Source organism: Streptomyces sp. WG5, assembly GCF_049974565.1.
GTDB lineage: Bacteria > Actinomycetota > Actinomycetes > Streptomycetales > Streptomycetaceae > Streptomyces.
In genome coordinates, this window is sequence record NZ_JBNGGC010000018.1 from 106949 (window position 1) to 126508 (window position 19560).

General features: G+C 70.3%; 18 protein-coding genes. 3 read left to right on the forward strand and 15 right to left on the reverse strand.

From position 1 onward, the window contains the following. Positions 1–4: 4 nt before the first annotated feature. The 11 genes from nuoK to ACP4IX_RS20695 all read right to left on the reverse strand — a co-directional run bounded on the left by nuoK (position 5) and on the right by ACP4IX_RS20695 (position 10929). The gene (gene nuoK / locus ACP4IX_RS20645; protein WP_003974374.1) at positions 5–304 is read right to left on the reverse strand and encodes an NADH-quinone oxidoreductase subunit NuoK; all 300 of its coding nucleotides are present in this window, start codon (positions 302–304) and stop codon (positions 5–7) included. Continuing rightward, complete coding sequence (locus ACP4IX_RS20650) at positions 301–1158, reverse strand: NADH-quinone oxidoreductase subunit J (protein WP_426556304.1); 858 nt, start codon at positions 1156–1158, stop codon at positions 301–303. The genes nuoK and ACP4IX_RS20650 overlap by 4 nt, the downstream gene beginning before the upstream one ends. Further along, positions 1155–1796, reverse strand: coding sequence for an NADH-quinone oxidoreductase subunit NuoI (gene nuoI, locus ACP4IX_RS20655; RefSeq protein WP_426522302.1), 642 nt, complete (start codon positions 1794–1796; stop codon positions 1155–1157). Before nuoI ends, ACP4IX_RS20650 begins: the two co-directional genes overlap by 4 nt. Further along, positions 1789–3165: an NADH-quinone oxidoreductase subunit NuoH gene (gene nuoH, locus ACP4IX_RS20660; RefSeq protein ID WP_426556305.1), complete on the reverse strand. Its 1377-nt coding sequence runs from the start codon at positions 3163–3165 to the stop codon at positions 1789–1791. The genes nuoI and nuoH overlap by 8 nt, the downstream gene beginning before the upstream one ends. Then, complete coding sequence (locus ACP4IX_RS20665) at positions 3162–5666, reverse strand: NADH-quinone oxidoreductase subunit G (protein WP_426556306.1); 2505 nt, start codon at positions 5664–5666, stop codon at positions 3162–3164. Before ACP4IX_RS20665 ends, nuoH begins: the two co-directional genes overlap by 4 nt. Beyond that, positions 5663–7012: an NADH-quinone oxidoreductase subunit NuoF gene (gene nuoF, locus ACP4IX_RS20670; protein ID WP_426522299.1), complete on the reverse strand. Its 1350-nt coding sequence runs from the start codon at positions 7010–7012 to the stop codon at positions 5663–5665. Before nuoF ends, ACP4IX_RS20665 begins: the two co-directional genes overlap by 4 nt. Then, positions 7009–7881, reverse strand: a complete 873-nt coding sequence (gene nuoE, locus ACP4IX_RS20675; RefSeq protein WP_426556307.1) for an NADH-quinone oxidoreductase subunit NuoE — start codon at positions 7879–7881, stop codon at positions 7009–7011. Before nuoE ends, nuoF begins: the two co-directional genes overlap by 4 nt. Further along, positions 7878–9212 (reverse strand): NADH-quinone oxidoreductase subunit D, encoded by a 1335-nt coding sequence (locus ACP4IX_RS20680; RefSeq protein WP_426556308.1) that lies wholly within the window; start codon positions 9210–9212, stop codon positions 7878–7880. Before ACP4IX_RS20680 ends, nuoE begins: the two co-directional genes overlap by 4 nt. Beyond that, positions 9209–9925, reverse strand: a complete 717-nt coding sequence (locus ACP4IX_RS20685) for an NADH-quinone oxidoreductase subunit C (protein WP_426556351.1) — start codon at positions 9923–9925, stop codon at positions 9209–9211. The genes ACP4IX_RS20680 and ACP4IX_RS20685 overlap by 4 nt, the downstream gene beginning before the upstream one ends. A gap of 77 nt (positions 9926–10002) precedes the next feature. Beyond that, positions 10003–10557, reverse strand: coding sequence for a NuoB/complex I 20 kDa subunit family protein (locus ACP4IX_RS20690; protein ID WP_018528252.1), 555 nt, complete (start codon positions 10555–10557; stop codon positions 10003–10005). Between the two features lie 12 nt (positions 10558–10569). Beyond that, entirely contained in the window at positions 10570–10929 is a 360-nt protein-coding gene (locus tag ACP4IX_RS20695) for an NADH-quinone oxidoreductase subunit A (RefSeq protein WP_003974383.1), read from the reverse strand. 788 nt (positions 10930–11717) lie between these two features. Here ACP4IX_RS20695 and ACP4IX_RS20700 point away from each other — a divergent pair. Beyond that, positions 11718–12554, forward strand: a complete 837-nt coding sequence (locus ACP4IX_RS20700; RefSeq protein WP_426556309.1) for a C40 family peptidase — start codon at positions 11718–11720, stop codon at positions 12552–12554. Positions 12555–12706: 152 nt separating this feature from the next. Beyond that, entirely contained in the window at positions 12707–13333 is a 627-nt protein-coding gene (def, locus tag ACP4IX_RS20705) for a peptide deformylase (RefSeq protein WP_426522295.1), read from the forward strand. Between the two features lie 9 nt (positions 13334–13342). On the opposite strand, the gene ACP4IX_RS20710 is transcribed toward def, so the two are convergent. Continuing rightward, positions 13343–14677, reverse strand: a complete 1335-nt coding sequence (locus ACP4IX_RS20710) for a geranylgeranyl reductase family protein (RefSeq protein ID WP_426556310.1) — start codon at positions 14675–14677, stop codon at positions 13343–13345. Between the two features lie 47 nt (positions 14678–14724). On the opposite strand from ACP4IX_RS20710, the gene ACP4IX_RS20715 reads away from it, so the two are divergent. Further along, complete coding sequence (locus ACP4IX_RS20715) at positions 14725–15243, forward strand: GNAT family N-acetyltransferase (protein ID WP_426522293.1); 519 nt, start codon at positions 14725–14727, stop codon at positions 15241–15243. A 140-nt stretch (positions 15244–15383) separates the two neighbouring features. Here ACP4IX_RS20715 and ACP4IX_RS20720 read toward each other — a convergent pair whose 3' ends face one another. The 3 genes from ACP4IX_RS20720 to ACP4IX_RS20730 all read right to left on the reverse strand — a co-directional run bounded on the left by ACP4IX_RS20720 (position 15384) and on the right by ACP4IX_RS20730 (position 19554). After that, a complete protein-coding gene (locus ACP4IX_RS20720; RefSeq protein WP_426522292.1) occupies positions 15384–16094 on the reverse strand; it encodes a demethylmenaquinone methyltransferase in 711 nt (236 codons plus the stop codon). Positions 16095–16137: 43 nt separating this feature from the next. Then, positions 16138–17136 carry an acyltransferase family protein gene (locus ACP4IX_RS20725; protein ID WP_426556352.1) on the reverse strand — a complete coding sequence of 333 codons (999 nt, stop codon included), beginning with the start codon at positions 17134–17136 and terminating at the stop codon, positions 16138–16140. Positions 17137–17310: 174 nt separating this feature from the next. Continuing rightward, positions 17311–19554: a bifunctional polysaccharide deacetylase/glycosyltransferase family 2 protein gene (locus tag ACP4IX_RS20730; protein ID WP_426556311.1), complete on the reverse strand. Its 2244-nt coding sequence runs from the start codon at positions 19552–19554 to the stop codon at positions 17311–17313. Positions 19555–19560 lie beyond the last annotated feature (6 nt).

Genomic DNA, 19560 nt, shown 5'->3' on the forward strand with positions numbered 1-19560 from the left:
CCCCTCACAGCTTCATCAGGCTGGCGTCGTCGACCGAGGCCGAGTGGCGGGAACGGAACAGGGACACGATGATCGCGAGCCCGACCACGACCTCCGCGGCGGCGACGACCATCGTGAAGAAGGCGATGATCTGGCCGTCGAGGTTGCCGTGCATCCGGGAGAAGGCGACGAACGCGAGGTTGCAGGCGTTGAGCATGAGCTCGATGCACATGAAGACCACGATCGCGTTGCGCCTGATCAGTACGCCGGTGGCACCGATCGTGAACAGCAGGGCCGCGAGGTAGAGGTAGTTGACGGGGTTCACTTCGGCGCCTCCTCGGACCGCTTGGAGTTGCCGGACTCGACCGCCCTGCGCTCGAGGCGCTCCTCGGACCGCTGCTCCAGCGCCTTCAGATCACCCAGCGCCTCCATCGACACGTCGCGGATCTGGCCCCGTTCGCGCAGTGTCCTGCTGACGGTGAGCTCGGACGGGGTGCCGTCGGGCAGCAGGCCCGCGATGTCGACCGCGTTGTGCCGGGCATACACGCCGGGCGCCGGCAGCGGCGGCAGGTGCTTGCCCTCGCGGACGCGCCGCTCGGCCAGTTCGCGCTGGGTCGCCGCCCGTTCGGTGCGCTCGCGGTGGGTGAGCACCATGGCGCCGACCGCGGCCGTGATGAGCAGGGCGCCGGTGATCTCGAAGGCGAAGACGTACTTGGTGAAGATGAGGGACGCGATGCCCTCCACGTTGCCGTTCGCGTTCGCCTGGGCGAGGCCGCTGAACTCCGTGACGGACGCGTTGCCGATGCCGGCGATCAGCAGGATGCCGAAGCCGAGCCCGGACAGCAGCGCCAGCCAGCGCTGGCCCTTGATGGTCTCCTTCAGGGAGTCCGCCGCGGTGACACCGACGAGCATCACCACGAACAGGAACAGCATCATGATCGCGCCGGTGTAGACGATGATCTGCACCACGCCGAGGAAGTAGGCGCCGTTGGCGAGGTAGAACACCGCCAGGATGATCATGGTCCCGGCGAGGCAGAGCGCACTGTGCACGGCCCTCTTCATGAAGACGGTGCACAGGGCGCCGATCACCGCGACCGTGCCGAGGATCCAGAACTGGACGGCCTCTCCGGTCGAGGTGCCGGCAGCGAGAGTCGCTGCGGCGGCGAGCTGCCCGGTCATCGGCGGATCACCTCCTCCGACGCCGGTTCGGTCCCGCCGAAGGTCGAGTCGGCCTCCTGGACGACCTCTCCCTCGGAGTGGGCGACCTGCTGGACCGTCCCGGGGGCGGCCTCGGTGACCAGGCCCCGGTAGTAGTCCTGCTCGTCCATGCCCGGGTAGATGGCGTGGGGCGAGTCGACCATGCCCTCCTCCAGGCCGGCCAGCAGCTGCTCCTTGGTGAAGATGAGGTTGGCGCGGCTGGAGTCGGCCAGCTCGAACTCGTTGGTCATCGTCAGCGCGCGCGTGGGGCACGCCTCGATGCACAGGCCGCACAGGATGCAGCGGGCGTAGTTGATCTGGTAGACGCGGCCGTACCGCTCACCGGGCGAGTAGCGCTCCTCGTCGGTGTTGTCCGCACCCTCCACGTAGATGGCGTCGGCGGGACACGCCCAGGCACACAGCTCGCAGCCGACGCACTTCTCCAGGCCGTCCGGATGGCGGTTGAGCTGGTGCCGCCCGTGGAAACGCGGAGCGGTGGTCTTCTGCTGCTCCGGGTACTGCTCGGTCAGCCGCTTCTTGAACATGGCCTTGAAGGTCACGCCGAAGCCGGCCACGGGGTTCAGGAAACCGGGGTCGGTCTCCTTGGGTTCCTCAGCCATCGGACGCCTCCTTTCCATCCGTAGATCCGCCCGGAGATTCGTCACTCCGAGTATCGGGTCCGCCACTGACGATCAGTTCCCGCTCGCGGCGCGGACGGCGTCGCGGCACCGGTGGCAGCTCCTGGCCGGGCATCGGCGGTACGGGGAATCCGCCGGCCATCGGGTCGAAGGCGGCCGGCTCCTCCACGGGTCCCTCGGCCTGCTTGCCCTTCTCGCGGTACATGTCGACGACGAAGGACAGCACCAGCAGGGCCAGGACACCGCCGGCGACGTAAAGGGCGATGTCGGTGAAGTCGTAGCCCTCGTTCCTGAGGGCCCGCACGGTCGCGACCAGCATCAGCCAGACCAGGGAGACCGGGATGAGGACCTTCCAGCCGAGCTTCATCAGCTGGTCGTAGCGGACCCGGGGGAGCGTGCCGCGCAGCCAGATGAAGAAGAACAGCAGCAACTGGACCTTGACCACGAACCAGAGCAGCGGCCACCAGCCGTGGTTGGCGCCCTCCCAGAAGGTGCTGACCGGCCACGGGGCCCGCCAGCCGCCGAGGAACAGCGTGGTGGCGACCGCCGAGACCGTCACCATGTTCACGTACTCGGCGAGCATGAACATCGCGAACTTGATCGAGGAGTACTCGGTGTTGAAGCCGCCCACCAGGTCGCCCTCGGACTCCGGCATGTCGAAGGGGGCGCGGTTGGTCTCGCCGATCATGGTGACGACGTAGAGGATGAAGGAGACCGGCAGCAGCACGATGTACCAGCGGTCACCCTGCTGGGAGACGATCTCCGAGGTCGACATCGACCCCGAGTAGAGGAACACCGAGGCGAACGCGGCGCCCATCGCGATCTCGTAGGAGATCATCTGCGCACAGGAGCGCAGTCCGCCGAGCAGCGGGTACGTGGAGCCGGAACTCCAGCCCGCGAGCACGATGCCGTAGATGCCGACCGAGGCGACCGCCAGGATGAACAGCAGCGCGATCGGCAGGTCGGTGAGCTGCATGGCGGTGCGGTGGCCGAAGATCGAGACCTCGTTGCCGGCCGGTCCGAACGGGATCACCGCGATCGCCATGAAGGCGGGGATGGCCGCGACGATCGGCGCGAGGACGTACACCGCCTTGTCGGCGCGCTTGACGACGACGTCTTCCTTGAGCATCAGCTTGATGCCGTCGGCGAGCGACTGGAGCAGGCCCCAGGGGCCGTGCCGGTTCGGGCCGATGCGCAACTGCATCCAGGCGACGACCTTGCGCTCCCACACGATGGAGAACAGCACGGTCACCATCAGGAAGGCGAAGCAGAACACCGCCTTGATGACGACCAGCCACCAGGGGTCGGTGCCGAACATCGAGAGGTCTTCAGCGGCGAGGTACGGGCTCATGCCTCCACCTCCTTGGGGGCCCCAGCGGCGGGCGTCGCCGGACCGATGCGGACGAGGTTTCCGGGCAGCGCCCCGGCGCCGGAGGCGACGCCGGTGCCGGCCGAGTTCAGCGGGAGCCAGACCACCCGGTCGGGCATCTCGGTGACCTGCAGCGGGAGTTCGACGACTCCGGCGGGGCCGGTCACGGCCAGGAGGTCGCCGTCCTTGACGCCCGCCTCGGCGGCCGTGGCGGCCGACACGCGCGCGCGTGCGGCGTGCCGGGTACCGGCGAGCGCCTCGTCGCCCCGCTGGAGGAGGCCCTGGTCCAGCAGCAGCCGGTGCCCGGCCAGTACGGCCTCCCCGGCGGCCGGCCGCGGCAGCGCGCTCGCGGTCTGCAGCGGTTCACCGGCGCACGGCCCGTCCCAGGTGCCGAGCCGGTCGATCTCCGCGCGCGTGGTGCGCAGATCCGGCAGACCCAGGTGTACGTCCATGGCGTCGGCGAGCATCTGGAGCACACGGGCGTCGGCGGGCGCGAGGCGGCGGGTCATCTGGTCGGGCTTGAGCGCGGCCTCGAAGAACCGCGCCCGGCCCTCCCAGTTCAGGAAGGTCCCGGCCTTCTCGGCGACCGCGGCGACGGGCAGGACGACGTCGGCGAGCTCGGTGACCTCGCTGGGCCGCAGCTCCAGCGACACCACGAAGCCGGCCTCGGCGAGTGCCGCACGCGCGCGTGCCGGGTCGGGCAGGTCGGCGACCTCCACGCCCGCCACCAGCAGGGCCTGCAGCTCTCCCCGGGCCGCGGCCTCCACGATCTCGCCGGTGTCACGGCCGTAACGGTGCGGGAGGTCGGCCAGGCCCCAGACCGCGGCGACCTCCTCGCGCGCGCGGGCGTCGGTCGCCGGACGGCCGCCCGGCAGCAGCGACGGCAGCGCACCCGCCTCGATCGCGCCTCGCTCCCCGGCCCGGCGCGGGATCCACACCAGCCGGGCACCGGTCGCGGTGGCGGTCCGTACGGCGGAGGTGAGGCCGCCGGCCACGGCCGCCAGCCGCTCCCCGACGACGATCACGGCACCCTCGGCGCGCAGGGCCTCGGCGGCCCGTGCCCCGTCGTTCTCCAGGCCGACGCCGCTCGCGAGGGCGTCCAGCCACTCGGTCTCGGTGCCGGGAGCGGCCGGGAGCAGGGTGCCGCCGGCCTTCTCCAGTCCCCGTGTGGTGTGCGTGGCCAGCGAGAAGACCTTCTGCCCGTGCTTGCGCCAGGCCTTGCGCAGCCGCAGGAAGACGCCGGGCGCCTCCTCCTCGGCCTCGAACCCGACCAGCAGGACGGCGGGCGCCTTCTCCAGCGCGGTGTACGTGACGCCCGTACCGTCGAGGTCGCGTCCGCGGCCGGCGATCCGGGAGGCCAGGAAGTCGGCCTCCTCGGCGCTGTGCACGCGCGCGCGGAAGTCGATGTCGTTGGTGTCGAGTGCCACGCGCGCGAACTTGCTGTACGCGTAGGCGTCCTCCACGGTGAGCCGGCCGCCGGTCAGCACACCGGTCCGGCCCCGCGAGGCGAGCAGCCCCTGCGCGGCGATCTGCAGGGCCTCCGGCCAGGAGGCCGGCTCCAGGTCGCCCTCGGCGTTGCGCACCAGCGGCGTCGTCAGCCGGTCCCGCTGCTGCGCGTACCGGAAGGCGAAGCGCCCCTTGTCGCAGATCCACTCCTCGTTGACCTCGGGATCGTCGGCCGCGAGGCGCCGCATGACCTTGCCGCGCCGGTGGTCGGTGCGGGTCGCGCAGCCGCCGGAGCAGTGCTCGCACACGGACGGCGAGGAGATCAGGTCGAAGGGGCGGGAGCGGAACCGGTACGCCGCCGAGGTGAGCGCGCCGACCGGGCAGATCTGGATGGTGTTGCCGGAGAAGTACGACTCGAAGGGGTCGCCCTCTCCGGTGCCGACCTGCTGGAGCGCGCCGCGCTCGATCAGCTCGATCATCGGGTCGCCCGCGACCTGGTTGGAGAACCGGGTGCAGCGCGCGCACAGCACGCACCGCTCGCGGTCGAGCAGCACCTGCGTGGAGATCGGCACGGGCTTCTCGTAGGTCCGCTTCCTGCCCTCGAAGCGGGAGTCGGCCTGGCCGTGCGACATCGCCTGGTTCTGCAGCGGGCACTCGCCGCCCTTGTCGCAGACCGGGCAGTCCAGCGGGTGGTTGATGAGCAGCAGCTCCATCACACCGTGCTGGGCCTTCTCGGCGACGGGCGAGGTCAGGTGGGTCTTCACCACCATCCCGTCGGTGCAGGTGATGGTGCAGGAGGCCATGGGCTTGCGCTGGCCCTCGACCTCGACGATGCACTGGCGGCAGGCGCCGGCCGGGTCGAGGAGGGGGTGGTCGCAGAACCGGGGGATCTCGATGCCGAGCTGCTCGGCGGCCCGGATGACCAGGGTGCCCTTGGGCACGCTGATCTCGACGCCGTCGATCGTCAGCGATACGAGGTCCTCCGGCGGGACCGCCGCCTCTCCCCCACCCGAGGGAGCATGGGTGGTCACGGTCATGCCTTCACCTCCGTGCGGTCGGCCCAGGCCGTCGACTTGGCCGGGTCGAAGGGACAGCCGCGTCCCGTGATGTGCTGCTCGTACTCCTCGCGGAAGTACTTGAGCGAGGAGAAGATCGGCGAGGCGGCACCGTCGCCGAGGGCGCAGAAGGACTTGCCGTTGATGTTGTCGGCGATGTCGTTCAGCTTGTCGAGGTCGCTCATCGAGCCCTTGCCGGCCTCGATGTCGCGCAGCAGCTGGACGAGCCAGTACGTTCCCTCGCGGCACGGTGTGCACTTGCCGCAGGACTCGTGGGCGTAGAACTCGGTCCAGCGGGTGACGGCGCGCACGACGCAGGTCGTCTCGTCGAAGCACTGGAGCGCCTTGGTGCCGAGCATGGAACCGGCGGCGCCCACTCCTTCGTAGTCGAGGGGGACGTCGAGGTGCTCGTCGGTGAACATCGGCGTCGAGGAGCCGCCCGGCGTCCAGAACTTCAGCCGGTGGCCGGGGCGCATGCCGCCGCTCATGTCGAGGAGCTGGCGCAGCGTGATGCCGAGCGGGGCCTCGTACTGGCCGGGGCCCGCGACGTGGCCGCTGAGGGAGTAGAGCGTGAAGCCCGGGGACTTCTCGCTGCCCATCGACCTGAACCAGTCCTTGCCCTTGTTCAGGATCGCGGGAACCGACGCGATCGATTCGACGTTGTTCACCACAGTCGGGCAGGCGTAGAGGCCGGCCACAGCAGGAAAGGGGGGACGGAGCCGCGGTTGACCCCGGCGGCCTTCGAGCGAGTCGAGCAGTGCGGTCTCCTCACCGCAGATGTACGCGCCCGCGCCCGCGTGCACGGTGAGTTCGAGGTCGAGTCCGCTGCCCAGGATGTTCTCGCCGAGGAAGCCGGCCGCGTAGGCCTCGCGCACGGCCTCGTGCAACCGCCGCAGCACGGGGACGACTTCACCACGCAGATAGATGAAGGCATGCGAAGACCTGATGGCGTAGCACGCGATGACGATGCCCTCGATGAGGCTGTGCGGGTTCGCGAAGAGGAGCGGGATGTCCTTGCAGGTCCCCGGCTCCGACTCGTCGGCGTTGACCACCAGATAGTGGGGCTTGCCGTCTCCCTGGGGAATGAACTGCCACTTCATCCCCGTCGGGAACCCCGCGCCGCCGCGTCCGCGCAGACCCGATTCCTTGACGTACGCGATCAGGTCGTCGGGCGACATCGCCAGCGCCTTGCGGAGCCCCTCGTACCCCTCGTGCCTCCGGTAGACGTCCAGAGTCCAGGACTCGTCCTCGTCCCAGAAGGCCGACAGCACGGGTGCGAGCAGCTTCTCCGGACTGGTGCCCTTGATCTCGGCTGCCACGGTCATCACTCCCCCTCCTCGGCGGTAGGCCCTGCCGGGTTGGAAGGGTCGGATGCCGATGTGTCCAGCGGCGCGTCGTGCGAGCTGAGGTGTTCCGTCGGGGACGGGTCGTGCACGGCCCGGTCCTGCGGCGCGTCGTGCGGTCCGCCGTCCCGCGGGTGCACCACGCGCGCGGCGGGCGCCTCGCCCTTGGCCAGCTTGAGCCCGGCCAGGGAGGCGGGACCCGCGCTGCCGCCGGCCGCGACGGCGCCGTCCCGCTCGTCGGGGAAGCCCGCCAGGATCCGGGCCGTCTCCTTGAAGGTGCAGATCGGCGCACCGCGCGTGGGCGTCACCGTCCGTCCCGCGCGCAGGTCGTCGACGAGGCGCCTGACGCTCGCCGGGGTCTGGTTGTCGAAGAACTCCCAGTTGACCATCACGACCGGCGCGAAGTCGCAGGCCGCGTTGCACTCGATGTGCTCCAGGGTGACCTTGCCGTCCTCGGTGGTCTCCCCGTTGCCGACGCCCAGGTGCTCCTGGAGGGACTCGAAGATCGCGTCGCCGCCCATGACCGCGCACAGTGTGTTGGTGCAGACGCCGACCTGGTAGTCGCCGCTCGGCCTGCGCCGGTACATGGTGTAGAAGGTGGCGACCGCGGTGACCTCGGCCGTGGTCAGGTCCAGCACGTCCGCGCAGAACCGCATCCCGGTGCGCGTGACGTGTCCCTCCTCCGACTGCACGAGGTGCAGCAGCGGCAGGAGGGCGGACCGGGAGTCCGGGTAGCGGGCGATGATCTCGCGCGCGTCGGTCTCCAGCCGGGCCCGGACGTCGTCCGGGTAGGCGGGCGCGGGCAGTTCCGGCATGCCCAGGCTGACGCCCCGCTCCGAAGAAGAGGTGGTCACCGGTCGACGCCTCCCATCACGGGGTCGAGGGACGCCACGGCCACGATGACGTCGGCGACCTGGCCGCCCTCGCACATCGCCGCCATGGCCTGCAGGTTGGTGAAGGACGGGTCGCGGAAGTGGACCCGGAAGGGGCGGGTGCCGCCGTCGGAGACGACGTGCACCCCGAGCTCGCCCTTGGGCGACTCGACCGCCGTGTAGGTCTGGCCCGGTGGCACCCGGAAGCCCTCGGTGACCAGCTTGAAGTGGTGGATCAGGGCCTCCATGGAGGTGCCCATGATCTTCTTGATGTGGTCGAGGGAGTTGCCCAGTCCGTCCGGTCCCAGGGCGAGCTGGGCGGGCCAGGCGATCTTCTTGTCGCCGACCATGACCGGCCCGGGCTGGAGCCGGTCCAGGCACTGCTCGATGATCCGGAGCGACTGGCGCATCTCCTCCAGCCGGATCAGGAAGCGGCCGTAGGCGTCACAGGTGTCGGCGGTCGGGACGTCGAAGTCGTACGTCTCGTAGCCGCAGTACGGCTGGGTCTTGCGCAGGTCGTGCGGCAGGCCGGTGGACCTGAGGACGGGGCCGGTGGCACCGAGGGCCATGCAGCCGGCCAGGTCGAGGTAGCCGACGTCCTGCATGCGGCCCTTGAAGATGGGGTTCCCGGTGGCGAGCTTGTCGTACTCCGGGAGGTTCTTCTTCATCTTCTTCACGAACTCGCGGATCTGGTCCACCGCGCCGGGCGGCAGGTCCTGGGCGAGTCCTCCCGGGCGGATGTACGCGTGGTTCATCCTGAGGCCGGTGATCAGCTCGTAGATGTCGAGGACCAGCTCACGGTCGCGGAAGCCGTAGATCATGATCGTGGTGGCGCCGAGTTCCATGCCGCCGGTGGCGATGCACACCAGGTGCGAGGAGAGCCGGTTCAGCTCCATCAGCAGGACCCGGATGACCGTGGCACGGTCCGGGATCTCGTCCTCGATGCCGAGGAGCTTCTCGACGCCCAGGCAGTACGCCGTCTCGTTGAAGAACGACGTCAGGTAGTCCATGCGCGTCACGAACGTGGTGCCCTGCGTCCAGGTCCGGTACTCGAGGTTCTTCTCGATGCCGGTGTGCAGGTAGCCGATGCCGCAGCGGGCCTCGGTGACCGTCTCGCCGTCGATCTCCAGGATGAGGCGGAGGACGCCGTGGGTGGAGGGGTGCTGCGGGCCCATGTTGACGACGATGCGCTCGTCGTCGGTGCGGGCGGCGGACTGGACGACCTCGTCCCAGTCACCGCCGGTGACCGTGTAGACGGTGCCTTCGGTGGTCTCGCGCGCGGAGGCCGCGGACGCTGACTGTGTGCTGCTCACGAGTACGACCTCCGCTGGTCCGGAGCCGGGATCTGGGCGCCCTTGTACTCGACGGGGATGCCGCCGAGGGGGTAGTCCTTGCGCTGCGGGAAGCCCTGCCAGTCGTCCGGCATCATGATCCTCGTCAGGGCCGGGTGGCCGTCGAAGACGAGACCGAAGAAGTCGTACGTCTCGCGCTCGTGCCAGTCGTTCGTCGGGTAGACGGAGACCAGTGACGGGATGTGCGGATCGCTGTCGGGGGCGCTGACTTCGAGGCGGATCAGCCGGTTGTGGGTGATCGAGCGCAGGTGGTAGACGGCGTGCAGCTCGCGGCCCTTGTCGTGCGGGTAGTGGACGCCGCTGACGCCGGTGCAGAACTCGAACCGCAGGGCCGGGTCGTCGCGCAGCGTGCGGGCGACGCGGACCAGATGCTCGCGCTCGATGTGGAAGGTCAGCTCGTCGCGGTCGACGACCGTCTTCTCGATGGCGTTGCCGGGCAGGAGTCCCTGCTCCTCGAGCGCGCCCTCGAGTTCGTCGGCGACCTCGTCGAACCACCCGCCGTAGGGCCTGCTCGCCGGTCCGGGGAGCCGGACGGAGCGGACCAGGCCGCCGTAGCCGGAGGTGTCGCCGCCGTTGTTGGCGCCGAACATGCCGCGCTGGACGCGGATCTCCTCGCCGCCCTGGCCGCGTTGGCCGGGGAGGTTCTCCGCGGAGAGGTCCTTCTCCGGGTTCACCCCGTTCGCGGCACCCGCCGCGTCGTTGGCGCCGCCCGCGGCCTTGTCCGCGTCACCCGACGTGTTCTTCGCGTCGCTCACCGCAGCAGCCCCTTCATCTCGATGGTGGGCAGGGCCTTGAGCGCCGCTTCCTCCGCCTCACGGGCCGCTTCCTCTGCGTTCACCCCGAGCTTGGAGCTCTGGATCTTCTGGTGGAGCTTGAGGATGGCGTCCATCAGCATCTCGGGCCGCGGCGGGCAGCCGGGGAGATAGATGTCGACCGGGACGATGTGGTCGACGCCCTGGACGATCGCGTAGTTGTTGAACATGCCGCCCGACGAGGCGCAGACCCCCATGGAGATCACCCACTTCGGGTTCGGCATCTGGTCGTAGACCTGCCGCAGCACCGGCGCCATCTTCTGGCTGACCCGGCCCGCGACGATCATCAGGTCGGCCTGCCGCGGTGACCCGCGGAAGACCTCCATGCCGAAGCGCGCCAGGTCGTAGCGGCCGGCGCCGGTGGTCATCATCTCGATGGCACAGCAGGCGAGGCCGAAGGTGGCGGGGAAGACGGACGACTTGCGTACCCAGCCCGCGGCCTGCTCGACGGTGGTCAGCAGGAAGCCGCTCGGCAGTTTTTCTTCGAGTCCCATGTCAAAGGCCCCTCAGTCCCATTCCAGGCCGCCGCGCCGCCATACGTACGCGTACGCGACGAAGACGGTGAGCACGAAGAGCAGCATCTCCACGAGCCCGAAAATCCCCAGGGCGTCGAAGGTGACGGCCCAGGGGTAGAGGAAGACGATCTCGATATCGAAGATGATGAAGAGCATCGCCGTCAGGTAGTACTTGATGGGGAAGCGCCCGCCGCCGGCCGGCGTGGGGGTCGGCTCGATGCCGCACTCGTAGGCCTCGAGCTTCGCCCGGTTGTACCGCTTCGGACCGATCAGCGTGGCCATGACCACGGAGAAGATCGCAAAGCCTGCCCCGAGGGCTCCCAGTACGAGGATGGGCGCATACGCGTTCACCGCTCCTCGCTCCTCTCAGTCGGCATTGACTGCATGGGCTCCCCCCTGGTCGAGCGAAGCCGAGACCGGGGAGGTTGCATCGGACTCACCACCGCCCCAGCAGCCCCACGAGCCCCGCTCGTCCCGGCGAAGATCGCGAACATGTGAAGCAGGTCACAAGCCCAACTGCCTCGCATCCTATGCCCGCCGCTCTGTGATCTGCGACACGGGGTATCGCACAAGCTTTGTGATCTCCACCACCTGACGAAGGATCATGAAGTCGGATGAGCGGTGATCTTCACACAAGAAGCGTTCACCTGATCACCAGAGGTGACATTTTCGCTCTCCGTCGCTGGCCAGAGGGGGCGATCAGGGGGCGTCTCCATATCAAGATGCTTCCCTTGCATGCAAATTCGCGCCGGACGGGATCACTTGATAGAGGGCGCGTTCACACATCGGAGGGAGGTGCCGGGTGCGATGTGGACGCGTGCGCGCGTTCACGAGCGCGAGGGACCCGGCCTCGCGCCACGGACGCGGCCGACGGGGCAACCGTTCCGTGACGTGCGCCACATCCATGAGAGACGTCTGAGAACCGGGCTTGGCCAACTGTCCCAACAAGTGGTAAGCGCGGGGCAATTCGGGCGTAACGATCAAAGACCGTGATCACAGGCCGGTTACGGACCGCCCGCAATGTCCGCTAGGGCGTCAATAAGGAGCGACACGCCCGGGATTCGACTCCTGATTGAACAACTGTGGCGCAGCCCACGTTTCTTGAAGGTATGGAGGAGCTCCTGATACCGGTTGTCCCTATGTCCCACACCGCTCACATACGCAGCCACCGGAAGCCCCGCCGCAGCGCGTCGACCATCGCGATGCGGGCCGGAGTTGCCGGTGGCGTCCTCAGCACCCTGGCAGTGGCCGGGGCGTCGGGTTCGGCCAACGCGGCCGAACCGGTGACGCAGACCCTCGAACTGCCCACCCTGACGGCCGACCTGGCCGCTCAGATCGCCCAGTCCGCGGACGTCACGCAGCAGGCGGCCGCGAGCTACGAGCTGCAGGCCGAGCGTGACGCGGCCGCCGCGCAGGCCGCCAAGAAGGCCGAGGCGGACCTCGCCGAGGCCAAGAAGAAGGCCGCGGAAGACAAGCGGAAGGCCGCGGAGGCCGCGCGCCAGGCGGCCGCCGAGCGCGCCTCGCGCAGCGCCGAGCGCGCCACCCTGAGCGCCTCGGTGGACACCGGGTCCTCCGACGGCTCGGGCAGCAGCGTCGGCAGCAGCAGCTCGTCCTCGGCCACCGGTTCGGCCGCCGCGGTCGTCTCCTTCGTGCAGTCCCAGGTCGGCGACGCCTACGTCTCCGGCGGTACCGGCCCCAACTCGTGGGACTGCTCCGGCCTGGTGCAGGCCGCCTTCAAGCAGGTCAACATCGACCTGCCGCGCGTCTCCCAGGCCCAGTCGACCGCCGGCACCCAGGTCGGACTGGACAACCTCCAGCCGGGCGACATCCTGTACTGGGGCGGTGCGGGCAGCGCGTACCACGTGGGCGTGTACGTCGGTGACGGCATGTTCGTCGGCGCGCAGAACTCGTCCACCGGCGTCGTCAAGGCGTCGCTGTCGTACGACCCGCCGAGCGGTGCGGTGCGCGTGCTGTAGTCCCCGCACGCACACCCGCGCACCCGCGCACCGCGGACACATCCGCACGAAGGGCCGCAGCCGCTCAAGGGGCAGCGGCCCTTCGGCCTCTCCTGGCATGCTCGGCCCGGGCCGGTTCCCGTCGGCCCGTCCACGAGCCGAAGGAGAACGCCATGCCGAGTGTGTTCGTACAGGGCCGGCCCGCCGCCGCCTCCTACCCGCCGCTCGCGCCCGAGGCCCGGCGCGGGTCGGTGCGGCGTGTCACCGAGGTCGGCGAAGGGGTGCTGCACAGGCCGTGCCGGGACGTCACCGAGTTCGGACCCGACCTCGCCGCACTCGTCGACGACATGTTCCGCACGATGTACGTGGCCGAGGGTGCCGGGCTGGCGGCGAATCAGGTCGGCGTGGGGCTGCGCGTGTTCGTCTACGACTGTCTCGACGACGACGGTGTCCGACATGTCGGGCACATCGTCAACCCGGTGCTGGAGCCCCTCGCCCCGGCCGCACGCCGGCTGCTCGACGACGGTGAGGGGTGTCTGTCGGTGCCGGGCGCCGTCATGGCCGTACCCCGGCCCGACCGGGCCGTCGTACGGGGCCTCGACCGGGACGGCGCCCCGCTCGTCGTCGAGGGCACCGGCTACTTCGCGCGCTGCCTCGCCCACGAGACCGACCACGTGAACGGGCACGTCTACCTGGACCGGCTCTCCGGCCGGGACCGGAAGGCGGCGCTGCGGCAGTCGGCGGACCGGCGGGGCGAGGTCCTCGCGCGCCGGGCCGCCAACGCCGCGGCCCTCGGCTGACCCTCCGGGTCAGGCCTTCGGTGCGACCTTGCTCAGTCCGTTGATGATGCGGTCCATCGCGTCGCCGCCCGTCGGGTCCGTCAGGTTGGCGAGCATCTTGAGGGTGAACTTCATCAGGACGGGGTGGGTGAGACCGCGCTGGGTCGCGATCTGCATGACCTTCGGGTTGCCGATGAGCTTCACGAAGGCGCGGCCCAGCGTGTAGTAGCCGCCGTAGGTGTCCTTCAGGACGCGCGGGTAGCGCAGGAGGGCGCTTTCGCGCTGGGCCGGCGTGGCCCGCGCATGTGCCTGGACGATGACGTCGGCGGCGATCTGGCCGGACTCCATGGCGTAGGCGATGCCCTCGCCGTTGAAGGGGTTCACCAGGCCGCCGGCGTCGCCGACGAGGAGGAGGCCCTTCGTGTAGTGCGGCTGGCGGTTGAAGGCCATCGGCAGGGCGGCACCGCGGATCGGGCCGGTCATGTTGTCCGGGGTGTACCCCCAGTCCTCCGGCATGGACGCGCACCAGGCCTTGAGGATCTCGCGCCAGTCGAGCTCCTTGAAGGCGGCGGAGGTGTTCAGGACGCCCAGGCCGACGTTCGAGGTGCCGTCGCCCATGCCGAAGATCCAGCCGTAGCCCGGCAGGAGGCGGTCCTGGGCGCCGCGGCGGTCCCACAGCTCCAGCCAGGACTCCAGGTAGTCGTCGTCGTGGCGCGGCGAGGTGAAGTACGTACGGACCGCGACGCCCATCGGACGGTCCTCGCGGCGGTGCAGGCCCATCGCCAGGGACAGCCGCGTGGAGTTGCCGTCGGCGGCCACGACCAGCGGGGCGTGGAAGGTGACCTCGCGCTTCTCCTCCCCCAGCTTGGCGTGCACGCCGGTGATGCGGCCGGTGCGCTCGTCGGTCACGGGGGCGCCGACGTTGCAGCGCTCGTACAGGCGGGCACCGGCCTTCTGGGCCTGCCGGGCGAGCTGCTCGTCGAAGTCGTCGCGCTTGCGGACGAGTCCGTAGTCGGGGAAGGAGGCGAGATCCGGCCAGTCCAGCTGGAGGCGGGAGCCCCCGCCGATGATGCGCAGTCCCTTGTTGCGCAGCCAGCCGGCCTCCTCGGAGATGTCGATGCCCATGGCCACGAGCTGCTTGACCGCGCGCGGGGTGAGTCCGTCACCGCAGACCTTCTCCCGGGGGAAGGCGGTCTTCTCCAGCAGGAGGACGTCGAGCCCTGCCTTGGCCAGGTGGTACGCGGTAGTGGAGCCGGCTGGCCCCGCGCCCACGACGATCACATCGGCGGTGTTGTCGGAGAGGGGCTCGGTCACGGCGGGATCTCCCCAGAGTTCGGAATCTGCGTGCCGACGGGCACTGGACATGGGCAGTCTATTCAGCGTCACCGACCACCCGGCTGAAGGGCTGCCCAGTGAAGCGACCTCTCCCCGCTGTACGGTTGCGCGTCCCCACCGACGAGGACGCCGTCGCCTGGCACCGGATCTTCGACGACCCGGACGTCATGGAGTTCCACGGCGGGAGGTCCGCGGAACTGTCCGTCTACGAGGAACTCACCGCCCGCCAGCGCCGGCACGACGCCGAGCGCGGCTTCTGCCTGTGGTCCGTCGTGGACGAGGACGGCCGGGTCATAGGCTTCACCGGCGCGCAGCCGTGGCCGCAGGACTGGGGTCCCAAGGGCGAGATCGAGATCGGCTGGCGCCTCGGGCGGGCGCACTGGGGCAAGGGGTACGTCACGGCGGCGGCCCGGCAGACGGTGGAACGGGTTCGGGCGGCGGGTGTGGCGGAGGTGGTCGCGATGGTCGACGCCCGCAACGCGCGGTCCATCGCGGTCACGGAGCGGCTGGGCATGCGACTCGCCGAGGTCTTCACCACCCCGCTCTCCCAGCAGCGGGGTCACTGCTACCGGCTCCCCCTGCATCAGGGATCATGACGGAAGGTGACCGGTGGTCACGGTACGTCCCGTTCCGCTTCCGGGCGGTGCGCGGCGGAGCTGCTCTGCCGGGTACCGCTGGGGGCGGCGTACCTGCGCCCGGTGCCCGGTGCCCGAGAAGTCCGACGTCCGTGACCTCCTCAGCGCTCCTCGGACCCGCTCTCCTTGAAGCCCCGGTGCAGCGCCACCACGCCGCCCGTGAGGTTCCGGTACGCCACCTTGGACCAGCCGGCCTTGGCCAGTCGCTGTGCGAGCGCCGGCTGGTCGGGCCAGGCGCGGATGGACTCGGCGAGGTAGACGTACGCGTCGGGGTTGGACGACACCGCGCGGGCCACCGGCGGCAGGGCCCGCATCAGGTACTCGGTGTAGACGGTCCGGAACGGCGTCCAGGTGGGGTGCGAGAACTCGCAGATGACGACCCGGCCGCCGGGCCGCGTCACCCGGTACATCTCGCGCAGCGCGGCGTCCGTGTCCTGCACGTTGCGCAGCCCGAAGGAGATGGTGACGGCGTCGAAGGTGGCGTCCCGGAACGGCAGCCGGGTCGCGTCGCCCGCCGTGAACGGCAGCCAGGAGTGCCGTTCCTTGCCGACCTGGAGCATGCCGAGGGAGAAGTCGCAGGGGACGACGTAGGCACCGGTGCGGGCGAAGGGCAGGGAGGAGGTCGCGGTGCCGGCCGCGAGGTCCAGGATCTTCTGCGCGGGGCGGGCGTCGACGGCCCTGGCGACCTCCTTGCGCCAGGCCCGGTCCTGGCCGAGCGACAGCACGGCGTTCGTCAGGTCGTACCGTTCCGCGACGTGGTCGAACATCGAGGCGACTTCGTGCGGCTGCTTGTTCAGGGAAGCGCGGGTCACGGGCCCATTGTTGCAGCACGTGCCCCCTCCGGCGCGGACGGGCTCACGGCAGCAGGCGCGGCCTCCTGCGCGCGGCGGTGTCCTCCACCCAGCCGAACAGCAGCACGAACACCGCGACCAGGGCCCAGCCCACCCCCAGCAGGAACGACTGGCTGCCCAGCGGCAGGTGCGCCGCGAAGGCGGGCACCTCCCAGAACCGGTCGATCAGCGGAACGGCCAGGACGAGGGCGAGTTCGTGCCACAGGTAGATCGTCACCGCGCGGGCGTTGAAGACGGTCACCAGCCGGTCCAGCGGGCGGCACCGGGCGAGCGCCGCGAGGCCGGGCCCGAGCCGCGTCCTGGAGTACATCAGCAGCGTCACGAACCCGGCCGACCAGAAGGCCTGGGCGAGCGGGATGTCGTCGAGGTCGTAGGTGCCGTACTCGGCCTGGTGCGTGAAGGCGTACCAGGCACCGCAGGAGAGCGCGGCGAGGGAGAGGGCGACGACCGCGGCCGGCTTGAGGCGGGCCAGCACGCCGTCGTGGTGGGCGAAGCCGAGCATCCAGCAGAACAGGTACGTCGCCAGGTCCAGCAGTCCGGTCCCGAAGCGGTTCTCCGGCGGCTGCCGGACGTAGCCGAGCACCAGGACCGGGGCCAGGGACAGCAGCAGCACCGGCACCGGGGCGAGCCGGAAGAGCCGCAGCAGCAGCGGTGAGAGCAGGACGAACCACAGGTAGGTCCGCAGGTACCAGAGGATCTCCCAGGCCTGCTCGCCCCACGCGCTGCCCGGCGGGTCGCCGAGCGGCACGATCCAGAAGACGATCTGCCACCCGGGCATCCAGCCGCGCACCAGCATCGCGCCCACCACGAAGAGCCCCCAGCACCAGAACGGCGGGAGCAGGCGGTGCAACCGGCCCCGGATCACCGCCGGGGCCGGCCGGCTGCCGAGCGACCTGGCCATCAGGGTGCCGGCCAGGCCGAACATGACCCCCATGGAGGGGAAGAGCAGCCCGGCCCAGGGCCAGCCGAAGACGTGGTACGCGACGACCCGGACCAGGGCCAGGGCGCGGAGGACGTCGAAGTAGCGGTCCCGGCCGCCGGCCGCGGGGGCCGGCGGCGCGGCGGGAAACGCCGCCCGGGCCGGGACACAAGGCGCCCGGCCCGGGCTCGGACGACGCCGTGGCCGACGCGGACGGCGCCCGGTTCGCTACCGGGTCACCCTTGCGGTGGGCCCCCATCACCCGGCCCCCGTCGGCGTCCCCACCTCGCCCGTCCGCTTGAGCTTCTGCCAGCGCAGCCGGCCGCCGGTGAGGGCGGTGACGCAGGAGTGGATGAGGACGAGGTACATCATCTGCCGGTACGCGAGCTGCTGGAGCGGCATCATCAGCAGGTACCGGTACTTCTCCCGGTCGAGCCGGAAGGCGTACGCCGCGCACAGCACCTGCACGCCGAGCACCGCCAGCCAGGCGAGCAGCGCCGACCGGAAGTCGACGAAGACCATCGAGTAGACGGTGAACACGTCGATCAGCGGGGCGAAGACCGGCGTGACCACCTGGAAGAGCACGACCAGCGGCAGGCCGACCCGTCCGAAGCGGCCGGAAGGCCCCTTGTCCTTCAGGGAGCCGCGGTGCTTCCACAGCGCCTGCATGGTGCCGTAGGACCAGCGGTAGCGCTGCGACCAGAGCTGCTTCAGGGAGCCCGGCGCCTCCGTCCAGGCCCGCGCGTGCTCCTGGTAGACGACCCGCCATCCGGCGCGGTGCAGGGCGATGGTGATGTCGGTGTCCTCGGCGAGGGTGTCGTCGCTCATGCCGCCCGCCTCCAGGACCGCCGCACGGCGGAAGGCGCCGATCGCGCCGGGGATGGTCGGCATGCAGCGCAGCAGGTCGTACATGCGCCGGTCGAGGTTGAAGCCCATCACGTACTCGATGTGCTGCCAGGCGCCGATGAGGGTGCGCCGGTTGCCGACCTTGGCGTTGCCCGCGACCGCGCCGACGCCGGGGTCGGCGAAGGGCTGCACCAGGTGCCGTACGGTGTCCGGTTCGAAGACGGTGTCGCCGTCCATCATCACGACGATGTCGTACCGGGCGTGCCGCACACCGTTGTTGAGGGCGGCGGGCTTGCCCGCGTTGGCCTGCCGGACGACGCGGACGCCCGGCAGGCCGAGGGACTCGGCGATCTCTGCCGTGCCGTCCGTCGAACCGTCGTCCACGACGATGATCTCGATCGGGTGGGTGCTGCGGGCCAGCGACCGGAGCGTGTTGGCGATGCACTCCTTCTCGTTGTACGCCGGGACGATCACGCTCACCGGGCCGGTGACGGGCGGCCCCCAGCCGAAGCGGCGTCTGTTGCGCTGTCTGTGGTGGCGGCGGGCGAGGACCAGCATCATCCCGAAGCGGCCCATGACGGCGACGCCCACGACCATGAGTCCGACCGACAGTGCCGGCACCGTCCACTCGGCGACGGCGACGGCCGCGATGAGCGCCTTGCCCTCGTAGAGGGTCGTGCCGGTGGCCTCGTGGTGGGCGGCCTGGAGGCCGCCGGTTCCGGTGCCGGACGCCTGGGCCGGGGCCGCGGGCCCGTCGGAGGGCTGCTGCTCGGCCATGGCGCCGCTGATGGTGGTGAAGGTGTAGCCCTTCGCCTGCATCTTCTCGATGTACTTCGGCAGCGCCTCGATCGTCTGCGACCGCTCGCCACCGGCGTCGTGGAAGAGGACGGAGGCACCCTCGTCGTCCTCCGGCGTGGCCCACTCGACGATGTTCGAGACGCCGGGCCGCTTCCAGTCGTCGCTGTCGGTGTCGATGAAGACGCTCGTGTAGCCGTCCTCGCCGAGCTTCTCGTAGACGGGCCAGCTGTAGTTGTCGATGGCGTCCGTCTCGGAGGAGTACGGCGCCCGGAACAGCGTCGTGGTGATGCCGGCCGCGCCCGCGAGGGCGAGCTGGGTCTGCTCGATCTCGCGCGTGACCCGGGCGTCGCTCTGGTAGGAGAGGTCGACGTGGGTGAAGGTGTGGACACCCACCTCGTTGCCCTGTTCGACCAGGTCCTGAACGATGTCCGGGTAGCGGGAGACCATCGAGCCCACCAGGAAGAACGTGCCGGGCACGTCGTACTCCTCCAGGATCTCCAGCACCCGCGGCGTCCAGGTGGCGTCCGGGCCGTCGTCGAAGGTCAGGGCGATCGTCTTGTCCGGGACGGAGACGGTGGTGGCCTGTCCGCCGCGGAAGGTGAGGATCGGCCCGCCGTCCAGGACCTCGTCGGGTACGTCGCTCGCGCTCGCGCCGGTGCGGACGCGCTGGTCGCCGCCGACCTCCGCGCGCAGGTAGCCGTCGAGGAGCATCACACAGGTCAGGGCGAGCAGGAGCAGCAGGGCGAGCAGCACCCGCGGTCGCTGGAGTGCGGCGGCCCGGCCGGCGGCCCGTTCGAAGCGGGAGGGCGCGCGGCGGCGTCCGCGGGCGGGCGGGGAGGGGGGTGGGGGCGTGGTCATGGGGTG

What these genes read in the sequence shown, in the direction of transcription:
- ACP4IX_RS20650 (WP_426556304.1), bottom strand. Translation starts at nt 1,158, where the DNA reads ATGACCGGGCAGCTCGCCGCCGCAGCGACTCTCGCTGCCGGCACCTCG.
- nuoI (WP_426522302.1), bottom strand. Translation starts at nt 1,796, where the DNA reads ATGGCTGAGGAACCCAAGGAGACCGACCCCGGTTTCCTGAACCCCGTG.
- nuoH (WP_426556305.1), bottom strand. Translation starts at nt 3,165, where the DNA reads ATGAGCCCGTACCTCGCCGCTGAAGACCTCTCGATGTTCGGCACCGAC.
- ACP4IX_RS20665 (WP_426556306.1), bottom strand. Translation starts at nt 5,666, where the DNA reads ATGACCGTGACCACCCATGCTCCCTCGGGTGGGGGAGAGGCGGCGGTC.
- ACP4IX_RS20690 (WP_018528252.1), bottom strand. Translation starts at nt 10,557, where the DNA reads ATGGGACTCGAAGAAAAACTGCCGAGCGGCTTCCTGCTGACCACCGTC.
- ACP4IX_RS20700 (WP_426556309.1), top strand. Translation starts at nt 11,718, where the DNA reads ATGTCCCACACCGCTCACATACGCAGCCACCGGAAGCCCCGCCGCAGC.
- def (WP_426522295.1), top strand. Translation starts at nt 12,707, where the DNA reads ATGCCGAGTGTGTTCGTACAGGGCCGGCCCGCCGCCGCCTCCTACCCG.
- ACP4IX_RS20710 (WP_426556310.1), bottom strand. Translation starts at nt 14,677, where the DNA reads ATGTCCAGTGCCCGTCGGCACGCAGATTCCGAACTCTGGGGAGATCCC.
- ACP4IX_RS20730 (WP_426556311.1), bottom strand. Translation starts at nt 19,554, where the DNA reads ATGACCACGCCCCCACCCCCCTCCCCGCCCGCCCGCGGACGCCGCCGC.